This window comes from Adlercreutzia sp. CNCM I-6215 (assembly GCF_977072315.1).
Genome location: NZ_CDRVMA010000003.1, coordinates 267,641 through 285,283, shown reverse-complemented (window position 1 = coordinate 285,283; position 17,643 = coordinate 267,641). Strand labels below are relative to the sequence as shown.

11 protein-coding genes are annotated in these 17,643 nt (G+C 62.3%); 1 reads left to right on the top strand and 10 read right to left on the bottom strand.

The window, feature by feature from the left end; all coding sequences use genetic code 11:
* On the bottom strand, positions 1-1,219 hold a 1,219-nt coding region (locus ACW4LP_RS04120), incomplete at its 3' end, for a hypothetical protein (RefSeq protein WP_455803484.1).
* A 270-nt stretch (positions 1,220-1,489) separates the two neighbouring features.
* Between ACW4LP_RS04120 and ACW4LP_RS04115 the strand changes: the two genes are divergently transcribed.
* Positions 1,490-3,313, top strand: a complete 1,824-nt coding sequence (locus ACW4LP_RS04115) for an FAD-dependent oxidoreductase (protein ID WP_455803483.1) — start codon at positions 1,490-1,492, stop codon at positions 3,311-3,313.
* A gap of 75 nt (positions 3,314-3,388) precedes the next feature.
* On the opposite strand, the gene ACW4LP_RS04110 is transcribed toward ACW4LP_RS04115, so the two are convergent.
* The 9 genes from ACW4LP_RS04110 to ACW4LP_RS04070 form a co-directional block, all read right to left on the bottom strand.
* Positions 3,389-3,862 carry a DUF234 domain-containing protein gene (locus ACW4LP_RS04110; protein WP_455803486.1) on the bottom strand — a complete coding sequence of 158 codons (474 nt, stop codon included), beginning with the start codon at positions 3,860-3,862 and terminating at the stop codon, positions 3,389-3,391.
* A gap of 482 nt (positions 3,863-4,344) precedes the next feature.
* Positions 4,345-6,912 carry a DUF3656 domain-containing U32 family peptidase gene (locus ACW4LP_RS04105; protein ID WP_455803485.1) on the bottom strand — a complete coding sequence of 856 codons (2,568 nt, stop codon included), beginning with the start codon at positions 6,910-6,912 and terminating at the stop codon, positions 4,345-4,347.
* Positions 6,913-7,136: 224 nt separating this feature from the next.
* The gene (locus ACW4LP_RS04100; protein ID WP_147270606.1) at positions 7,137-7,646 is read right to left on the bottom strand and encodes a bacterioferritin-associated ferredoxin; all 510 of its coding nucleotides are present in this window, start codon (positions 7,644-7,646) and stop codon (positions 7,137-7,139) included.
* A gap of 159 nt (positions 7,647-7,805) precedes the next feature.
* A complete protein-coding gene (locus ACW4LP_RS04095; RefSeq protein ID WP_302223650.1) occupies positions 7,806-9,998 on the bottom strand; it encodes a transglycosylase domain-containing protein in 2,193 nt (730 codons plus the stop codon).
* Between the two features lie 217 nt (positions 9,999-10,215).
* The gene (argH, locus tag ACW4LP_RS04090; protein ID WP_302223649.1) at positions 10,216-11,586 is read right to left on the bottom strand and encodes an argininosuccinate lyase; all 1,371 of its coding nucleotides are present in this window, start codon (positions 11,584-11,586) and stop codon (positions 10,216-10,218) included.
* An 84-nt stretch (positions 11,587-11,670) separates the two neighbouring features.
* Positions 11,671-13,053, bottom strand: a complete 1,383-nt coding sequence (locus tag ACW4LP_RS04085) for an argininosuccinate synthase (protein ID WP_302223648.1) — start codon at positions 13,051-13,053, stop codon at positions 11,671-11,673.
* A 722-nt stretch (positions 13,054-13,775) separates the two neighbouring features.
* Positions 13,776-14,480 carry a TorD/DmsD family molecular chaperone gene (locus ACW4LP_RS04080; RefSeq protein WP_455803482.1) on the bottom strand — a complete coding sequence of 235 codons (705 nt, stop codon included), beginning with the start codon at positions 14,478-14,480 and terminating at the stop codon, positions 13,776-13,778.
* Positions 14,481-14,548: 68 nt separating this feature from the next.
* Complete coding sequence (locus tag ACW4LP_RS04075) at positions 14,549-15,169, bottom strand: 4Fe-4S dicluster domain-containing protein (RefSeq protein WP_114548139.1); 621 nt, start codon at positions 15,167-15,169, stop codon at positions 14,549-14,551.
* Positions 15,170-15,171: 2 nt separating this feature from the next.
* Positions 15,172-17,637 (bottom strand): molybdopterin-dependent oxidoreductase, encoded by a 2,466-nt coding sequence (locus ACW4LP_RS04070; RefSeq protein ID WP_302223646.1) that lies wholly within the window; start codon positions 17,635-17,637, stop codon positions 15,172-15,174.
* Positions 17,638-17,643: the final 6 nt, after the last annotated feature.

Here is a 17,643-nt window from a genome sequence, read left to right as displayed (position 1 = left end):
ATCGGCCTCGCCGACCAGGCCGGCGCCCGCGTGGCGGTAGCGGTACATGTCGCGGTGGCAGTCCCTGACGATCCTCTCGGCCGGGGACAGCTCGCCGTCGCCGGCGCCGTCCCACGGCGTGGCCGACGGCGCCGGGCGCCGCCGCTTCTCTTCTCCGCTCATGGTGGAAGTCCTCGCTGCCCGGAGGGACGGCGACGCCGAGGACTTCCACATCGCAAGAGCATCGCCGTCCATCCGGGCGGTCTCGCGGATGGATGTTCTGTTGCCTGCGATTATAGGGCAACGCGCGCGGCGGCGGATGCGCTACCCACATTCTGCAAAGGAGGATTTTATAAAGTTTTTGGGCAATCCACGCAGCGCGCCTTCCTTGCACAAGAAAAAGGAGGACCTCTTTTTCGCGATTCGTCAGTCGGTAACCAACAAGCTGCTCGTCAGTAACCTTCCGAGAGGAAGTTTCATCAAGCCGCTTCTCCAAAAGCCGATAATCGCGCAGTATTTCAAGGGCACTAAGGGCTATCAGCACAATGAGGCTAGAACGCCAGAGGACATTTGCAACCTCGTCACCGAACAGCACGAGACACGCACCAGAAGCAAACCAAGCCAGCACGTTGAGAGCAATAACGATGAGTCCCGTCACGTAGAAAGTCCGCCGACCAACACCGACCAGATTGACAATGACTATCACCGATAAAAGCGACTCGGAAAAACCCCAAGGAGTCGCCGTGCTTATCACCTGGGCCTCTCCAGACAGATCGGCGCCAACCCAGGGCACAACCAAAAGCAGCAGGCACGAAAGAATGGCGTAATAACGAAAATTTACAATGTTCTTGATATGACCGCGAGCAGCAACCAAGCAAAGTGCGCAAAGCAGAGCACCCACGATAACACAGTAAAAGCTCTCGGGCGTTTGGAGGACTACGCTAAGGCGACCAAATAGCATCGCCGCCCAGCCTATCCCCAAAGAGCATTGGCACACCAAGCAGCCTGCAAGAGGAACAGCCATGGCTTTAAGAGCCGAAACGACGTCTTCCAGCGGGTGAGAAGAATCGCCTATCTCCATTTCTCTGGAAGAACGGAGCACGCCGCCGCGAACGAGCAGAGTGATAGCGGCCACTAATATGCAGGAAGCAATAATGTCAGTGACCATAATGTCGCGAACAATGGTAAAAATCGCAACTGACAAGACCGCCTTCCCAGCAACTACTGCACTGAGAATCATGAGGTTCTTTGCATAGACCGGATTTGAGTCAGCTTGTGGCATTGCGTTCATAGCTTGTATTATCTTGCAATTCGTATTCAATTGGTAGGAGGCCGATCAGGCATTTTGCAAAGATTACCCAAAACGTTTATTCATCTTGGCACGAAAATTACCAATTATGGGCATCGCGCTCCCAACCAACCTCTCCCATAATACTCGGTGCGCAAAGCCGCGATGGCTTTTAAGCGCACCCCGCCTCTGCGGGTCGCAACACAACAAAGGAGGAGAGACATGAAACAGGAGCAGCTTTCGAGGCGCGGTTTTCTCAAGGGCGCCGGATTGGGAGCCCTCGCCGTATCGGGAATGAGCGCAGGCCTCCTCGGAGGATGCGCGCCACAGCCCAATGGAAGCGCATCCGAGGATCAAGGCGACGGGGACGATACCCTCGCTGAGACCGGAAAGCCTCTGCACATTGGCGATGCTCAGGCGAATGGCGAACTCACATGGCTTCCGTCCGAACCCGCCGATCCCACCAACATCGAAGAGGAGCTGACGGCCGATGTGGTCATCGTGGGCTGCGGCACAGCCGGCACTTGCGCTGCACGCGCTGCAGCCGAAGAAGGCGCGTCAGTCATCGTTGTCGAGAAAGCCGACCACACAGCTGTCTGTCGCAGCGGCCAATGGGCCGTCATCGGAGGCGAGACCAACAAGCGTTGGGAGCGCGGCGTTGGACAGGCCAACTACGTCGATCCCGATGAAGTCGTTGAGGCGGTCATGACGGAATGCCAGTACTATCCGAATCGCGCCCTGCTCAGCAAATGGGCGCACAACAACGGTGAGGTGTTCGATTGGTTTATTGCCGCTAAGCCCGATTTGTTCATCAGCGAAAGATCGACCGATCCGCTGCCCGCCGTTGAATCTGAAAACGATTGCTCCATTTGGGTTCGCCATTATCCGCTCCCTGAAGGCTTCGATCTTTCGAAGGAGCGCGTCAAGGAGTTCCAGAGCAGCGTATCGTTCAATCCTTCCCAGCAGCCCGTCCTCGCAGCAAACTGGCAAAGGGCGGAGGAGGCGGGCGCTGTCTGCTACACCGGCCATTTCGCCGAGAAGCTCATCAAAGAAGGCGACAGGGTTACAGGCGTATTCGTTCGCAATGCGGAAACCGGAGCCTACAAGAAAACCATGGCGAACAATGGCGTTTTGCTTGCAGGTGGCGACATTTCCAACAATCCCGAGATGAATGCCTACTACGCGCCCGATCTGGTATTGAACGGCATTCAGAACATGTGGTCGGACATGGATGCGGAAGGCAATTTCACCAACACAGGCGATTGCCAGAAGATGGGCGTCTGGGCTGGCGGAAGACTTCAGCAGAAAGCCGCTCCTATGGTACATTACATGGGAGCCATGTCGACCATCGGCGCTGCTCCTTATCTCAGTCTGACCCTGACGGGCAAGCGCTTCACCAATGAGGATATCAGCGCACTCCAATTCCAGAGCGCCGCCGAGCGCATTCCCGGCAAGGCCTTCTACACAATATTCGACGCGAAATGGCCCGAGCAACTTCAGGCATTCCAGCCCCGTTTCGCATCAACAAATTATGTGGTAGACACACCGACGCCGGAAAACCTGCTCATCAACGATGTACACCCCTACGTTACGCGAGACGCCATCGAACAAGCCTGCCAGGCAGAAGGGCCCTTCAGCATCATCAAAGGGGAAACCATCGACGAGCTCCTTTCGAAACTCGAAAACCTCACCGATATAGCGGCAGCCAAAGCGTCCATCGAGCGCTATAACGAGCTTGCCCGCAATGGCAAAGACCTCGACTTCGGCAAGCCGGCAAATCGTATGTTCCCCATCGAGAACGGCCCCTTCTACGCATTCCAGGGCGGCATGAACGTTAATCTTGCCACCCTCATGGGACTCGTAGGCGACGAAGAGTGTCATGTTTTCAACGAGAACGACGAAGTCATTCCCGGCCTCTACGTTGCCGGCAACGCTCAGGGCGAGAGATTCTCCGTTAACTATATTCCCACTATGAGCGGCATGTCTCACTCTTTGGCAATGTACTACGGTTACGTCGCGGGCAAAAATATGGCTGCCGGAATTTAGGCACAGCGCACAAAGCCCTCCCCATTGCGCCCCGGCATCTACCGGGGCGCCTTTCGATTTGCGCAAGGACAGCGTTCACTCTGTGAGAATCACGTTACTACGCTGATCTGCGACTTGGTGCAGCGCGTCACTGAATCCGCTTATGCTGAAGAGCACGAAATACTCCTGGCGATCGGGGTCGCCCCATTTCACGCGACGGCTCTTCTCTTCTAAATCGGTTAGCACGTCGACGCCAAGGGGGCTGTTCTTGAATTTGCACTCGCCGAGCACAATGGCGTTGTCGACCTCCGAAAGCCCCACGATATCGATCTCCCCGTCTCGAGCATCCCACCAACGGCCCACCTTTTTCAGAAACACCGGCACAACCCCCTGCGCCGAAAGATCCCAGAGCTCCGCGCGGCACACGTCCTCGTACACATAGGCGACGTGGCGGTCGATGAAGCTCTTCTTCAGGCGGTCGAGCACCAACTCCCCATGACCCGATTCCAGGTAGCTCAGACCCGGCTGGACGAACGGGAACCAGAACTGGAGGAAGTTGTCCGCGATCACGGCCGCCAAAGAGTTGAAACATTATGCAGCGAAACATTATGCTGCCGCGCATAATGTTTCGCTGCATCTTCCGCCAGGACATCGGGACACGATGGCCAAAAATGAGTCGCTAGCTGTACCCGCCGAAGCCATGGGTGGCTTTTCTGGCCAAAAAGAGGCCGTTGACTGCTGCTGCAACGCAACGCCGCTGTGACACGAAGTGTCATCAATCATCTGACCTGGGAAAACTCTGGACAGATACAGCGGGATTTCCCAGCAAGCAGCATAATGGCCAAAAAGAGCGCCCGAGCTGCCAGCTTGTGCGCTTTTTTTGGCCAAGACATGCCCCAGGAGGCACCAGAACACTTGGACGACGGCGCAGCGCCGGATCAAATGAGCCCTGGGCGACGCAGCGGCGCTTGGACGGCACCGCAGCGCCGAAGTAATACCGCACTCGAGGAGGTATTTGCCGAAGGGAAGCTCCCACGGCATGCAATTGCCCCTTAGGAAACGCCGCGGTAGAGGTGGCCGCTTGTGGTGTTGGGCATCTTGGCGATGGCGTTGCCGTCGTTTTGGGCCACGTGCAAAGCGCGGATGGCGCGACCGACCGCGTGGGCCGTCTCCTCGGCGTTCATGAGCGTGGCGTCCACCATGTACGAGGAGATGCCGGCCGCAAGCAGGTCGGGCATCGCCGGGGCGATGTCCGTCTCCACGGCGTTGTAGAGATGGCTGCGGCCCATCGCATCGGTGACGACCGGGAACTCGTAGCCCTTGCGATCCAACAGAGCGTGCGGGCTCTTGCGGCGAGGGCAGACGGCGCAGTTCTCGTCGCACGGGCCCTGGCTCATGAGCATACAGTGCTCGGTGACCATGAGCTCCTGGGCGCCGATGAGCAGCACGCCCAGTTCCACCGGGGCATCTTTGGCTACCGCTTCAATTTGGCGCAGGGTGAGCTCCGGCGAGAGCCACACGCGATTGGCGCCGAACTCGCTGGCGACGGCCAGGGAGAGCCCGTTGGTGATGGGCACGTGGGGGCCAACGTCGAGCAGCGCCCCCTCTTCGGAAGCCCGCTCCATAGCGCCGAGGCTCTCGGCCAAAAGCGGCTTGCCCTCGGCAGCATACTTCCACACGTCGACATCGACGACGGCCTCGCGCGCGCCGCCGACGGCCTCGTGATCGGCCACGGGCATGATGGGAATGCAGCCCTTGGGGTAGCCGGCCTGCTCGGCTGCGGCGTTCTTCTGGCCGGCGATAACCGCCTCGCCGCGCCGGTAGTTCAGAGCCGGCACGTAGATGAGATGGGCACCGGCGCGCTTAGCGGCGCGGGCGCAAGCCGGATTTGCGACGGTGACGGCCACGCGGCAGCCGGCGGGGTGCGCCGCAGGCAGCGGCTCGCGCGGGGTGGTGCGGGGCAGCGTGCGGCCGTGGCCCTCGGCGGTAAGCGCCTCGGTGAGGGCGTCCAGAGCCGCCGCGCGCACGCCGTGCAGAGCCGAGAAGCCGATGCCGACGCCGTCGTCCATGTCGATGGTGAGGTTCACCAGCTGGTAAGGCATGTTGCCCAAGCGATCGATGTGGGCGGCGACGTCGTCGAAGGAGACGACCCGGGTGCGAGCCGCCTCTACGGGCGCGCCGTCGGCGCCACCGGAAACCCCATCGGGGAAGGCCGCTTGCAGGCGACGGGCAACGGCGAGAGTGGTGCGGGCAGCGCCGGAGAGATCCTCGGAACGAAAATCGATCGCGCTTGAGGAGGGGCGACCAAGGTCGCCCCCTGCGGGGTCAACCGTTAGGTCTTCCGGGGCGAAGCCGGCATCACGCAGGTCAGCAATGGTTGCGGGGCGGAATTCCATGCGAAGTGGCTCGCCGATGTGGAGGGTGGCGGTGCCGACGAGGGGCACGCGGGGCTCACGGGCGTCGTCTTCGAAGGCGGCCTCGGCACTGCGGACGCGGAAAACGCGGTCGCCGGCCTTCACCGTGCGCGTTTTGCCTTCCAGCGGCAAATGGTAGCGGCCCTTCTTGTCGGTGCGCACCGGCCCCAGCGTCAGCGTGCCGTTGCCCTTGCGCGTCCAGAACTCCAGGACGTCGCCTTCTGCCAGGGCATGGGCGCTCTTCAAATAGGCGGCGCCATCGCGCACCTCGTCGACGCGGCCGAGGAACAGGCCGCGGTTGTTGGGACGCTGGTAACTCATGATATCGTTGCCGCGCTTGCCGTCCAGATAGGCCGTGGTGAAACCGCGGGAGAAGGCATCGGTGAGGCGGTCGCGATCGGCATCGGCAATGGCGGCGTTCTCCTTCGTCAAAGCAGCATCGAGAGCTTTACGGTAGACGGAGGTCACGGCGAAGACGTACTCGGGCGACTTCATGCGGCCCTCGATTTTAAGCGACGCCACGCCGGCGGCCACGAGGTCGTCCACGCGATCCACCGTGCACAGATCCCGAGGCGAAAGCAAGTGATCGCCCGGCGAGGGAAGGCTCTTCTGCAGAGCCTTGTTCTGCAGCTCGTAGGGAAGCCGACACGCTTGGGCGCACATCCCCCGGTTGGCCGAGCGGCCGCCGATCATGGAGGACATGAAGCACTGGCCCGAGTAGCACACGCACAATGCGCCGTGGGCGAACACCTCCACTTCCATCCCCTCTTCGGCCGCCGCCGCGCACAGAAGGGCGATCTCGTCCAGCGACACCTCACGGGCGAGCGTAATGCGCTCGGCCCCTAAGCGGGCCGCCGCGCGCACGCCGGCGAGGTTGTGGGTGTTCATCTGCGTGGAAAGGTGCAGCGACGCTTCGGGGAGCGTGCGGGAGATCTCCGCAGCCAGGCCGATGTCCTGTACGATGAAGCCGTCGGCTCCGGCGCGGTAAGCCTGGCGCACGCATTCCAAGGCCTCCCCTACCTCGTCGGGCAGGATGATGGTGTTCATGGTGACGTAGACGGAAACCCCGCGCAGATGCGCGAAGTCGCAGGCCTCCCGCAGCGTCTCCAGGGTGAAGTTGTCGGCCCCGCGCCGCGCATTGAAGGTCTCAAGCCCCAGATACACCGCATCGGCCCCACCAGCCACCGCCGCATGCAGCGCCGCCATATTGCCGGCCGGCGCCAACAATTCTACGTTTCTCACTCTTTATCTCCTCATCATAGGTTCGCCCAAGGAAGTCAGCGAGGGCCCGAAAGGTGCCTGCATCTGTGCTGAAAAGCGGCTGAGCGTACTTCGTACGCGACGGCAAGCTTTGAAGCGCAGAGGCAGGTGCCTGTCGGGCCCGCAGCGTCGGCTCATTCCGCTTGACCCGTTAGGGCAAGCGGAACAGACTAGTCTTCATTCAGCTTCAAAGCCTCTTCGTCGGCGGCCTTCAGTTTGTCGATGCCCTCGTTGTAGGCGTCTTGGATTTCCTTCACGCGCCCGTCGTAGGCGCTGAAGTCGAAGGGCGCCTCCTCGGTTGCGCTGCTGATCTCCGTGTACAAATCGATGTAGCTGTTCAGGGCATCCTTCAGCTTGTTGCAGCCGTCGACGTAGTTCGTCTGCAGATCTTTCATGGCGTCCGGCGTATCGATGGCCGCCAGAGCGTCAATGGCCTCGAAGGCGCTGTTGGCCTTGTTGCGCATATTGACGACGCTCTCCTGAGCCACCGCCTCGTCGAATTCGCCGAGGCGCGTATTCAGCTCCTCCACCGCCTGGTTGACCTTGGTCATGTAGGTGCGATTGGCCTGCTGCTGGTCGGTGGCTCCAGTGGCCGGCGACTGGCAACCGGCAAGAGCGCCGAGGGCCAAAGCCGCGCCAAGGGCCACAGCCAAAACCCGCGCGATGGTACGTTTCCTCATGATTTCTCCCGTCTTCGGTGCCTTGAGGCACCGGTTGCTTGCTCAGGGCAGCCTCGTCGAGCGAGGCTTTGGTTTCTCATTCGCTATGATAGCAGTCCGCACCCCCGGGCCCGTACCGCCGTCACGGTATCGCAACAATTATGTCGCGGCTACGCTGCTTTAGGCACCCTCGCCGCCACCGTCGTCCGGGGCTGGGTCGGGCGTCGGCTCCGGCGTCGGCTCCGGCGTTGGCTCGGGCTCCGGGGTAGGCTCCGGCGTCGGTGTCGGTGTCGGCTCGGCGTTGCCGCCGCCCTCGTTGCCCTCTCCGCCTTCGTTGCCGCCGTTCTCGTCGCCGTCGCCCTCGGGCGTCTCCTCATCATCCTGCTTCGTGGTCACCTCGGTGTCGTCTTTCTTTTTCTTGGAAGAGTAGTAGCCGCCGATATGGTTGTCCTCGTCGCGGTAATCCTTCTTGTACTCGGGCTTCTCCGCCTCGAAGAACTTCACCGTCTGCGTCGGGGAGATCATCTTGTCGATGAAATCGCCGAAGACGCTGGCCGCCGTCGTAGTCGTCGCCTGGGCCTCGGAATAGTCGGAGCGGTCGCCCAGCCAGATGGCCACGGCGTACTGCGGGGTCACACCGCAGAACCAGCTGTCCTTCTTGTCGTCGGTGGTACCGGTCTTGCCGCCGGCCTCCTGGCCGTTATCGGGGCGAGCCGCCTTGCCGGTGCCGTTGTCGATGACCACTTCCATGCAGTCGAGGGCCGCCCGGGCCACTTCGCGAGAGAACACCCGCTCGCCCGTGGGGTCGGTGTTGTCCACGATGACGTTGCCGTTCTTGTCCTCGATGGAGATGATGCACTCCGGATCGTAGTGGACGCCGCCGTTGGCCACCGTGGCATAGGCGTCAGCCATTTCGAGCGGCGTGACCGAACCGATGCCCAGGGTAAGGCCCGCCACCGCCGGCAAATCGGAGGTGATGCCCATGGCGTGGGCCATCTCGATCACCTTATCGACGCCCACGGAGAGAAGCAAGCGAATAAACGCCGTGTTCGACGACACGCCGAAAGCGCTCTTGATGGTGCGCGTGCCGTAATCGGCCTTATCGTTGTTGTAGACAGGCTCGCCGCCCTCCAAATCAACCTTGTAGCCGGCATCGATGAGCGTTTCCGGGTCGATGCCCTCGTTGATAGCCGCCAAAAGCGTGAACAGCTTGAACGACGATCCGGCCTGACGGCCCGCGCCGCCCTCGCCCGTGGCCATGTTCACCTGAGAGCTCTCGTAATCGCGACCGCCCACCAGCGCGTCGATGTAGCCGTTCTCGGGGTTCACAACGGCCATGGCCACCTCGAAGGGATCGCCGGCCTCCTCTTCCTTTTCGGCCGCAGCCTCTTCGGCGGCGGTCTGGGCCTCGATATCCAGCGTCGTGATCACCTTCAACCCGCCCTTGAACAGCTCGGAGGTGGAATAGGCGTACTTGCCCTCGGGGTTGGTCAGCTGGTTGCGCACGTAGCTCGTGAAGTAGGGGTAGGCCAGAATGCCCGTCATGGAGGGCTCGGAGGGGTTCAGCTCGATGGGCTCGGCCTTCACCGCGTCGGCCTCCTCCGCCGTGATAACCCCGTTGGACACCATGCGGTCGAGCACGGTGTCGCGGCGCTTCAGGCAGTTGTCCGGATAATCGATGGGGTTGTTGTAGGTGGGCGACTGGGGAATGCCCACGAGCGTGGCCGCCTCGTTCAACGTGAGGTCCTTCGCGTCCTTGGAGAAGTAGCGCTCGGCGGCGGCCTCGATACCGTAGGCACCGGAACCGTAGTTGATAGTGTTCAGGTACATGAGCAGGATCTCGTCTTTGGAGTACTGCTCTTCCAGCTTCTGGGAAATGTACATCTCGCGGATCTTGCGCTTGAAGGAGATGTCGCGCATCTCGTCGGAAAGAATCGTGTTGCGCACGAACTGCTGAGTGATGGTGGAAGCGCCCTCCAGCTCGCCGCCCATGAGGTTGTTCACGAGCGCGCGGGCCACACCGAGGTAGTCGACGCCGGAGTGGGTGTAGAAGCGCTCGTCCTCGGTGGCAACGGTGCCCTTCAGCACGTACTCGCTGATCTGGTCGAGAGCCACCGGGTCGCGATTCTCCAGCTGGAACTCGGCGAGCAGCGTCGTGCCGTCCGATGCGTAAACCATGGTTGGCTGCGCCGTGTTGTAAGCGTCGGCGTTCTGGTAGTCGGGCAGATCCTCCAGCCAGGAGTTGCACAGCGTCACCACGCCGAACACGCCCGCCGCGATAAAGGCGACGAACACGCCCAGCACCGACAAAACGATGACCTTCTTATTCTTTACTTTCGTGCCCTTACGGCCCTTCATTGCGCGAGAACCCACGAATTAACCTCCATCAGTTATAGGTCTGGCCATTTTACCAATGAGTTATGGAGGGTTCATAAGATGGAGCCGCCACCAGGAAATGCACAGAGGACAGCCCAGCAGTCTGTCCCCCGAACGTAAGATACTCGTGATTGTAATAATCACGAGTATCTTATTTCCCGCTATGGAACAGGCCGAGCCTCAGCCCTTTGAAAGCGAGCCATGCGCAAGCACCTTACAGCTGCGCCTTGGCGGCCGCCAGCTGCACGCGCACCGCTTCGGGGGCCGTGCCGCCGAAGGTGGTGCGGGCGGCAACGATGGCGGGCAGGTTCAGGCACTCCACGATATCGGATTCGAAGAGATCGCTCTCCGCCTTGAAATCGTCCAGCGTGAGGTCTTCCAAATCGCAGCCGCGCTGGTCGCACAGAAGCACCAGATGCCCCACGATCTCGTGGGCCCGGCGGAAGGGCAGGCCCTTCTTGGCCAGGTAGTCGGCCACATCCGTCGCGGCCAGATAGCCCTTCTTCGCTTGAGCGGCCATGGCATCGGCGTTCACCGTCATGGTGGCGATCATGCCGGCGGCACACACATAGCAGTCCTCCAAGGTGTCGGCGGCGTCCATGGCGCCCTCCTTGTCCTCCTGCAGATCCTTGTTGTAGGCAAGCGGCAGCGACTTCAACGTCATCATGAGGGCCACCAGATCGCCCACGACCCGGCCCGACTTGCCGCGGATGAGCTCCGCGAAATCGGGATTCTTCTTCTGGGGCATGATAGAGGAACCGGTGGAGTAGGCGTCCGACAGCGTGATGAAGCCGAACTCCGCCGACGACCACAGCACGATCTCCTCGCACAAACGCGACAGGTGCAAGCACGACACGCTACAGGCGTAGATGAGGTCGAGCAAGAAGTCGCGGTCGGACACAGCATCGAGCGAGTTCGGGATGGGATGGTCGAAGCCGAGCGCCTCCGCGGTGGCGAAGCGGTCGAGCGGATAGGTGGTCCCGGCCAAGGCCGCGGCCCCCAAGGGGCATGCGTCGGCGGCGTCGCGGGCGGCGGCGAGGCGATTCCAGTCGCGCGCAAGCATCTGCACGTAGGCGAGCATATGGTGCGAGAACAGCACCGGCTGGGCGTGCTGCAGGTGCGTGTAGCCCGGCAGGATGACATCGAAGTTCGCCTCGGCCTGGGCAATGAGCGCCTCGCGCAGGGCAACGTTGGCGGCCATAAGCTCGCCGGCACGGCGCTTGGCGTACAGGCGCGTGTCGGTTGCCACCTGGTCGTTGCGCGAGCGGCCCGTGTGCAGCCGCGCCCCGGCATCCCCCACGCGGCGGGTCAGCTCCGCCTCGATGGCCATGTGGATGTCCTCGCTTTCCATCACGTCGAACGTGAGCGCGCCGGAGGTGATGTCGGCCAGAATGCCCTGGAGCCCTCCTGCAATGGCTTCGGCATCGGCGGTCGCGATGATGCCCTGGGCGGCCAGCATGTTAGCATGGGCGATAGAGCCGGCGATGTCCTCGGCGTAGAGTCGCTGATCCACGGGCAGCGATGCCCCGAAGCGCTGGGTGAAGGCATCGGCGCCTTCAGTGAATCTTCCAGACCACAGTGCCATAGTGTCTCCTCGGTAAATCGGTAAGCCAGGCGGGCGGCCCCAAAGACCGCCCGCTTCCCTCGTTTTCGTGCCAGTTTAGCGCCCCTAAGCCATGACGGCGTCGGCGTCTTCCAGAATCTCCTCGGCTTCCTCCACCACGGCGCTCATCTTGCCGTAAGCAGTGTTCGCGAGGTTCACGTCGTCGTAGGAAGGCATGCGCGCGCCCGTGGCGAGCCGGTTTTTCGCCCACACCTTGCAGGACAGGCCGTGAATGTCGATGAAGCCCTTGGCGGCCTGGTGGTCGAAAGCATCGTCGGCGTCGTAGGTGGCCAGGCCGAAATCATACAGCGAATAGGTGCTCTTGCGTCCCACCACAGTGCAGGAACCCTTGAAGAACTTCAGCTTCACCGTGCCGGACACGCATTGCTGGGTGTGGGCGAGGAAGGCGTCGAAGGCCTCCTTCAGCGGCGAGAACCACAGGCCGTTGTACACCTGCTCGGCCCAAGTCTGCTCGATGGCGAGCTTGTGGTGCAGCACGCCCCGCTCCAGGCACAGATCCTCCAGGGCCTTGTGGGCCTGGATGAGGGCCAGGCCACCCGGCACCTCGTAGCACTCGCGGCTCTTCACGCCCACGAGCCGGTTCTCCACCATATCGATGCGGCCGTAGCCGTTGGTGCCGGCGATATCGTTCATGGCGTAGATGATGTCGAGGAAGCTCATCGGAGTGCCGTCAAGCGCACAGGGAACGCCCTGGTCGAACTCGATTTCCACATAGGTGGGCTCGTCGGGCGCGCAGGCCGGATCGCACGTCATCGTCCAAATATCCGCCGGCGGCTCGCACCAGGGATCCTCCAGCACGCCGCACTCGATGGCGCGGCCCCACAGGTTGTCGTCGATGGAATAGGGCTTGTCGGTCGTGGCCTTCACCGGCACACCGTGGGCCGCGGCCCAGGCGATCTCATCGGCCCGGCAGCCGAGATCCCAGTTGCGCACCGGGGCGATGATGGTGAGCGCCGGATCCAGCATGAGCACCGAGGACTCGAAGCGCACCTGGTCGTTGCCCTTGCCCGTGCAGCCGTGGGCCACGTACTTGGCGCCGAACTGATGGGCCACCGCCACGAGGTGCTTGGCGATGAGCGGCCGCGAGAGAGCGCTCACGAGCGGGTACTTGTTCTCGTACATGGCGTTGGCGGCCATGGCACAGGCGAGGTACTCGTTGGCGAAGGTCTCCCGCATGTCGATGACCGCGCAGCCGATGGCACCGGTGGCGAGCGCCTTGGCCTTGATGGCCTCGAGGCCCTCGTGCTCCTGGCCGAGGTCACCCACGACAGCGATGACGTCGAGGTCGTATTCCTCTTGCAGCCATTTGATGCACACGGAGGTGTCGAGGCCACCGGAGTAGGCGAGCACGCACCGCTCTTTCTCGCCGGGGGCCGGCTTGGCGGAGATCTGCGGGGCGTCGTGAAGGGATGAGTTCGTCGTAGTCATGGGAGTTGCCTTTCGTGTCGGGAGCTGCTTTTGGGTTTCCTTATGGGGTGCCCGGCTCGCTTTGCGATGGAAAGGCGTGGCGTGAAGTCGCGTCTGGGACGATGCGCAGGGTTCCTGCGCGATGGTGCTTGAGGTTTCGAAGAGGAACTTCGGGAGGCCACGGCCTTTGGCGGACCCGGGCGGGGCCGCGCGGCGGTGCGCTGAGCGCGCGAAAAGATCTGCTACGCGCGTCGGCGTCGCAGAGAAGAGGTACGTCGGCGTCGGTCGACGTAGGCCGCGGCGAGGAACTGAGGGCACGGGGCAGCAGCAGCGATTCCGCTGTGCTTGGAAGCTATGAGAGCTGCTGCCTGCATCGTGACAATTCCTTTCAAGTACGCGCAGCCGTCCGAGTTATGGAGCCCTGGCGCCTTGCGCCGTAAGCCCTCGGCTGTGCGGTTGACGGCATTATGCCCTAATTTATAAGTCGTCAACCCCGAATTTCAAAATTTTCGCGGAAGCGGCAAAATTTCCTTGTGCAATGTGCTGTGCAGTTGCACAAAATAAAGGGGATCTGATCGGGCGCTTTGCGTCGTTATACACAAGAAGGGCGCCGCCAAATTGTGCAGCGCCCTTTGCGTTTTCTCAATAGCGAGCAAGAGAATGGGAAGTGACGAGAGTGCCCACCGACCGCGAGGGAAGCGTCCGGCAACCACTTCAGTCGCGCACCGCCTCCGGTATGCCATTTACGCACAGGGCGCGAGACATCCCGCGAAAACATCCCTCTCACTAGCGGCCAAAGCAACGCCCAAACATCCCAAAGCTCGATAGACCGGAGTCTGCGCCGCGTTCTGCACGCGGGAGAAGAAGGCCGCTCCCCACTTCAGGAAATGGCCGCGGTCGAAGTCCTCCAGGATGGTTGCGAGCCGCTGGCGCTCCTCGTCGCCGCTGTCATCAACTGCCCCAGCAAGCTGCTCGTAGACCAAGCCGAGAAACTCCGTCTCGACGCCCATGTGATCGGCCGACTCGTTCGAGTGTCCGCTTGGCTTGATGCCCAGCTGCCGGTAGACGCGCTCGGCGTCGAGCGCCGTGGGCGAGATGAACGTAAGGCCGCTCGAATCGAAATCGTCGCTGCCCTTGAAGCATGCCTCGTAGGGCGAGACGACGGCACCTTCGGGATTGGTGAACAGCATCGTGTAATCGAGCCGCAGGGCGCGAAGGGCCTCCTCGGCATCAAGCTGCCAAAAGGAGTTTTCCGCATCAAGGGCCTCGGTGACGCGGCGCGCCTCCTCGGGATCGAAGTTCGCCCCATCGGCGATCTCCTCCACATCGGCGCGCAAGCTTCCCGCAAGGACGCTATCGGCGACGTCCCGGGTGGAAAGGGCCATGAAAAACGCCAGCAATCGATAGGCGCAGGAGCGCGCCTGCAGGGCATCGGCGAGAGTTTCCATATCACTTCCTTCTTCCTTCGATTCGAAAAGAGCCCGGCCCCCAAGGAGGCCGGGCGAGGGAGGGGAGGCTAGGACACGTAGTAGACCGAGGGACTCGTCCCCTCTTCTTCAAGCAGAACCGTGGCGTTGCGGCCGCTCAAGAACTGGCTGACTTCCGACTCGGGGTCGTCAAGATCGCCCCAGTAGCGAGCACGACCCGGGCACAGCTCCATGCACGCAGGCTTCTCGCCGCGGTCGATGCGGCCCGCGCAGAAGTCGCACTTCTCCACCGTGCCGCCCTTGTGGCTCTTAGCCGCCGGATCGCCGATGGGAAGCTCGAGGTAGTACTCGGGCTCGTTCTCGATGAGGCGGCGCACGTCATAGGGGCACGCCTCCATGCAGGACTTGCAGCCGATGCAGGTCTCCTCGTCCACCGTCACGATGCCGTCGTCGCGCTTGACGGTGGCGCCGGTCGGGCACACCTCCTCGCAGACGGCGTTCTCGCAGTGCATGCAGTTCACCGGCAGCCAGCTCAGCTGCATCTCGCCGCCGTAGGTGCCCTTGGAGGTGTCCGCGAAATCGCGTCCCTCGGTATGGACGACGTTCCACCACACGTCCTTGGGAAGGTTGTTGGAGACCTTGCAGGCCACCGCACAGGTATTGCAGCCGATGCAGCGGGAGAGATCGATGGCCATGCCATAGCGAGTCATAGTTACACCTCTGCTTTCTCAATAGCGGCGGTCGTGTCGAAGAAGGCCTGGGTGACGCACAAGTTGCTCACCTCGTCGGACAGGACGTCCTGCAAGTGGCCCTTGACGAAGTCGGCGTCCTCCCAGCCGCGCGAGCACAGAAGGATACCCGGTCGCACGCCGTCGGAAAGGTGCGCCTTCACCACCACCTCGCCGCGGTCGTTGTAGATGCGCATGTAGTCGCCCTCGGCGATGCCGTGGGCTTCCGCCGTATCGGGATGCAGCTTCGCGGACGGCTCGGGGTCGAGCTCGCGCATGACAGGCACGTTGACCCACTGGCTGTGGGTGCGCAGGCGCTGGTGCTCGGACATGACCTGGTAGGGGTACTTCTCGTTGCGCGCGTCCTCGGGAACCACTTCCCCAGCCGGCTCCCAGTAGGGCAGCCCGAAGTGGGAGAAGTCGGGCTCCTCGCCCATGGCTGTGCTAGCGTAGCGCGCCGAAGGGGCCTGGTAGAACTCCACCTTGCCCGTGGCGGTCGGAATGCCGTCGCCGCCATGGATGAAGGGCGCCTCGGGGCTGCCCGGGATGGCGCGCAGGGCACCTTCCTCCTTCAGCTTGTCGTAGGAGATGCCCAGAGCCTGGCACGTCTCGCTGTCCAGATAACCGCGCATCCAGTCCTCGGCGGTGAAGTTGAAATCGTCCCCGTAACCCATGCGGCCGGCCAGGTCCTTGATAATGTCGAAGTCGCTACGGCACTCGTAGAGCGGGTCGATGGCCTTGTCCTGGATGGTGATGAACACATTCTGCGGGCACTGGTGGGCGAAGTCCTCCATCTCGAACCAATGGCACACTGGCAGGAAGATGTCGGCGTAGCGGCCCATCTCGTTCATGGTGAGCTCCGAGACGACGATGAGCTCGACCTTCTCAAGCCAGCGCAGCATCGACTCGCGGTCGCACAGGTTCGCCAGCAGATTGCGCTTGTACACCCATAGCGCCTTCAAGGTGTAGGGGTTGCCGAGCCACTCCCCCGCCTCGAGGGCCTCTTCCATGCGGAACACTGGCACGTTCACCGTCGAGGGCGTGGCATCCGCCAGTGTGTAGGCGCCGTAGGGGCTCGCCGCGTTCTCGAGGCCGAAGTACACGGCCTCGGAGATGCCGCAGAACGCGCCGGGCTTGCCGATATTGCCGGTCATAGCGGCCAAACAGCCCATGTCGTAGATGCTGTAGAAGCCGTTCTGGTAGTGGTCGATGCCGAGCAGGATGTACAGCGCGCAGGGCTTGTTCACGGCGATGTCCTCGGCCAGCTGCGTCATGACGTCCACGGGCACGTCGCACACCTTCGAGCACTCCTCAAGATCGTACTCGCTCAGGCGGTCGAGCATCAGCGTCCAGGCGCAGGTGACCTTCTGGCCCTGGTAATCGTAGGTGCCCTCCACCACCGCATTGGCGATGGCGGTGTGCGCGTCGAAGGTGCCCTTGCCATCGGTTGCGACCGGCACGTCGTCCTCGGCGCCGGCCTCGGCACGGCCCAAATCGCTGAGGCGCAGGTACTCGCCGTCTTCCTTGACGAGGAAAGGCGCCACAGTGGTGGACCGGATGAACTCGTCGTCCTGCCAGCCCTTCTCGAGAACGATTTTCATGAGGCCGATGGCCAGCATGCCGTCGGTACCCGGGGCGAGCGGGATCCACTGGTCGCACTTGGCCGTGGTCGCTGTGTACACCGGGTCGATGCTGATGACCTTCGTTCCCTGCTCGCGGGCTTCCATGATGAAGTGCATGCCCTGGATCTGGGAGACGGCCGGGTTCGATCCCCAGATGACGAGCGTCTTCGAGTTCACAAGATCGGTCATCTCGTTGCCGTGGAAGTTCAGCGACATGCCCACCATGGGGTTCAAGCTGTAGAACGGCGCGAAATCGAGCGGCGTTCCCACGGTGCTGGCACCGATGCGTGCCTGGAAGCGCGGCATGAGATCAAGAAAGCCGTAGTTGCCGGCACCCGACGCGATGCCCACCGAATCGGGCCCGAACTCCTGGGCGTACTGGGTGAACTTCTGGGCGATCTCGTCGAGGGCCTCGTCCCACGTGATCTGTTCCCACTTGCCCTCGCCGCGCTCGCCGGCCCGGCGCATGGGGTACTTGGCGCGGTTGGGGTCGTACACGCGGTAGGGATGCGTGAGGCCCTTCGAGCAAATGCGGTTCCACGCCGTCTCGGGCAGATCGCGCATGGAGGTGCGGACGATCTTGCCGTCGCGCACGTGGATGTTCAGGTAGCAGCCGCCGTAGCAGTTGCAGCGGCAGGTGCCGCGGAAGATCTCGTCGTTATCCTCGACGACGGGCGTCGGCTCGCTCTCCGTGCCGCCAGTGTCCGCCACGGGTTTGGGGCTGCAGCCCGTAAGCCATGAAGCGGCTCCCGCGCCGACAGCCGCCGTCAAGCTTCCCTTGACGAACGAGCGGCGCGACACATCGCAGACATGATTTGTCTCAGCCATGAATTC